4 protein-coding genes are annotated in these 2967 nt (G+C 67.1%); all 4 read left to right on the top strand.

Annotated elements, in window-relative coordinates; translation table 11 throughout:
- A partial coding sequence (locus OXF11_04560; GenBank protein ID MCY4486370.1) for a hydantoinase B/oxoprolinase family protein occupies nucleotides 1-1311 on the top strand: 1311 nt, incomplete at its 5' end.
- A 17-nt stretch (nucleotides 1312-1328) separates the two neighbouring features.
- Complete coding sequence (locus tag OXF11_04555; GenBank protein MCY4486369.1) at nucleotides 1329-1580, top strand: hypothetical protein; 252 nt, start codon at nucleotides 1329-1331, stop codon at nucleotides 1578-1580.
- Nucleotides 1577-2149, top strand: a complete 573-nt coding sequence (locus OXF11_04550; protein ID MCY4486368.1) for an isochorismatase family protein — start codon at nucleotides 1577-1579, stop codon at nucleotides 2147-2149. The genes OXF11_04555 and OXF11_04550 overlap by 4 nt, the downstream gene beginning before the upstream one ends.
- A 51-nt stretch (nucleotides 2150-2200) precedes the next feature.
- Nucleotides 2201-2967, top strand: a 767-nt coding sequence (locus OXF11_04545) for an ABC transporter substrate-binding protein (protein MCY4486367.1), incomplete at its 3' end; no start/stop codon positions are given.

The raw sequence follows: 2967 nt of genomic DNA, 5'->3' as shown, positions 1-2967 counted from the left end.
GTTTTCGACGCCTTCGTGACCATGACGCGGCAGCCGATCATGGTGGGACTGGACCTGAAGTGCGAGATCGCCGCCAACAACATCGCCAAGGCCAGGGTGCAGGAGCTCGTGGCCGAGCACGGCCCCGAGATGCTGGAGGCGGTGTCCAAGGAGATCATCCGCTTTACCGAATCGGTGCTGCGGGAACGGATCCGGGAGTTCGCCGACGGCTCCTGGAGCGAGACCGGGCTCATTCAGGGCGACGAGACCTGGAAGATGCATCTCACCCTGACCAAGCGGGACGACCGCCTGATCTTCGACTTCACCGGCAGCGACAAACAGGCCAGGACCGGGATCAACCTGCCTTACCACGCCACCTACGGTACCTGCTTTGCCGCGGTCCTCTCCACCATCGGTTTCGATATCCCCAAGAACCACGGCGCCTTCGCGCCCATCGAGGTGATCGCTCCGCCGGGAACCGTGGCCAATGTGCAGTACCCCGGCCCGGTGTCGCTGAACACCACCTCCGGCGGCGCCACGGCCCGCTATCTGGCGCCCGCGGTGATGACGCAGATGCTCGCCACCAACGAGCACTGGCGGAATGAGGTGATGGCCCACGACGCCGGTCACCGTTTCGCCCGTCACGCCGGGGTCAACCAGTACGGCCGGTACTACGTGTCCAGCCTTTCGGAAGGGGCCATAGACGGCCGTGGCGCCCGCGCGGACAAGGACGGCGTGGACTCGGGGGGCCGGGGCTGGTCGTCGTGCCAGAACGTCGAGTGGGTCGAGCAGAACTTCCCCATCCTGTATCTCTTCCGGCGCCACTTGAAGGACGGAGCGGGTGCCGGACGGTTCCGCGGCGGCACCGGCTCGGAGACCGCCCTGACGGTCCACGACGCTCCCGAAGGGCAGATCCGGGGCGTGGCGTTGGGGGTGGCGGGCCTGCGGAACTCGGGCCAGGGACTCTTCGGCGGCCTTTACGGCGCCCCCAGCCTGCTGGTGCTGAAGGAAGAGACCAACATCTGGGACACGATGGGGGAGAACCGGCACCCGGTGGACGTGGAAGCCATGGGGGGCACCTCGGAGATGCTGCCCTACTGCGACTTCGACGTGAAGGACGGGAGTGTGCTGTACATGCGGCTGGCCAACGGCGGCGGCTACGGCGATCCGTTGGACCGGGATCCCGAAGCGGTGCTGCGGGATGTGGCCAACGGGCTTGTTTCGCACGAAGTGGCGCGGGATATCTACGGCGTGGCCCTCGGTTCCTCGCAAACAGAGGTGGACGCGGCCGCCACCGAGGAGCTGCGCGCCGGAATTCGGGCGCGGCGTTGACGGAGGAGCGACGGCGGATGAAGCGACTGTTCAGAGAGAACCTGGAACTGGAAGACGAGTCCGGCAGCCTTCGGGTGGTGTGCGCCCGCTGCGGCTTCGACTTCGGCGGCGAGCAGGAGTGGCGCGAGCGGGGCCACACGAAGCGGCAGTCCCCCACGGCGGGCGGCCCCCTGATGAAGGACCTCGAGGGGCAGTTCCTGCTGGAACAGCTCTTTTGCCCGCAGTGCAAGACCCTGCTCGACTCGCAGATCGTGGAGGTCGAGCCGTGAGCCTGCTGGATACCCTGGAGGCGGGCGCGCCCAACCGCCCCGAACCCGGGGACATGGCCCTGGCGGCGGCCACCACGGGCATCGCCGTGCTGGACATGAGCGCCCGGGCCGAGGAGCCCGGCACCATCGCCAACAAGCTCTTGCCGGGGCTCGGGCCGTTCCTGGAACGCGCGCGGCAGAGCGGCGTCCCGATCATCTACACCATTTCCCTGGTAGCGAAGGGCGGATCCCATGACCGCATCGCCGGACCGCTGAAGCGCGCGGAGACCGAGCCGGTCATCTACCCGGACAGCTTCGACAAGTTCATCGGCGGCGAGCTGGACGGTTACCTCCGGTCCAACGGGGTCGAACGCCTCATCGTGCTGGGGGCGGCCACCACCTTCGCGGTCCTTTACACTGTCACCACCGCGGCGCGGGTCCACCGGTACGAGGTGGTGGTCCCCATGGACGGCGTCCTGGCCGCCACCCGCTATGAACAGGAGTACAGCTTCCACCAGATGACCATCCTGCCCTCCGGGGCGGCGGGCCGCATCCACTTTACGGAATTGTCTCGGATCAGGTTCGAGTAGAGCGTGCCGGCGGGCGCGTCGTGCCAACCAGACAAGGGAAAGGAACGAGCCATGAAACAGCATAGCCAAAGCGGTGGTTCCGGATGCCCGGTGGATCCCCGGGCGGTCAGGGTTCGAGGGGGCGGTTTTCGTCGCGGACTCTTCGCTGCCGCCGCCCTGCTGGCGGCGCTCGCGGTCCTGCTGCTGCCGGCTTCGCCGGCACTCGCCCAGACTGCCAACCCGGCGCTTGCCGAGCTCATCAAGGCGGCCGCGGCCGAGAAGGAGCTCACGATGCTCCAGGGCGGCCGGTACGGCGACACCGAGTTCTGGGACGAGGTGGAAGCGGCCATGAACGCCAAGTATGGCATCAACGTAGATCTCCAGGGCACGGCGGGAGGCCCCAACATGTCCCAGGTGACGTCCAGGCTCCTGCAAGAGCACAAGCAGGGCCGATCCCCCGCCTCCACCGACATCATGATCGCCTCGGGCCGGAACCAGCTTAAGCTGGCTTCCGCGGGCGCCCTCATGGAATTGGACTGGCGCAAGTACATCCCCGACATCAGGGATGACGAGATTGCCACCGACGGCACCGGCGCGTTGGTTGGCATCGGCGTGATCGTCGCGGCCTACAACCCCAACGTCATCAAGCCGGCAGACGTGCCCAAGTCCCTGGAGGACGTTACCGACCCGAAGTTCAAGGGGCTCATCGCCGCGACCACGTACGGTTCCGGCTGGCCGCAGATCACCCTGAACCTGGGCGCCGAAAAGGTGGAGAAGGTGCTGTCGACCATCGCCGCCAACGGCAACCTCGCCGGCAACATCAACGGCGACCTGCAGCG

It is taken from the genome of Deltaproteobacteria bacterium (assembly GCA_026712905.1).
In the GTDB taxonomy this organism is placed as follows: domain Bacteria; phylum Desulfobacterota; class Binatia; order UBA9968; family JAJDTQ01; genus JAJDTQ01.
This window is presented reverse-complemented; position numbering and strand designations above follow the sequence as displayed.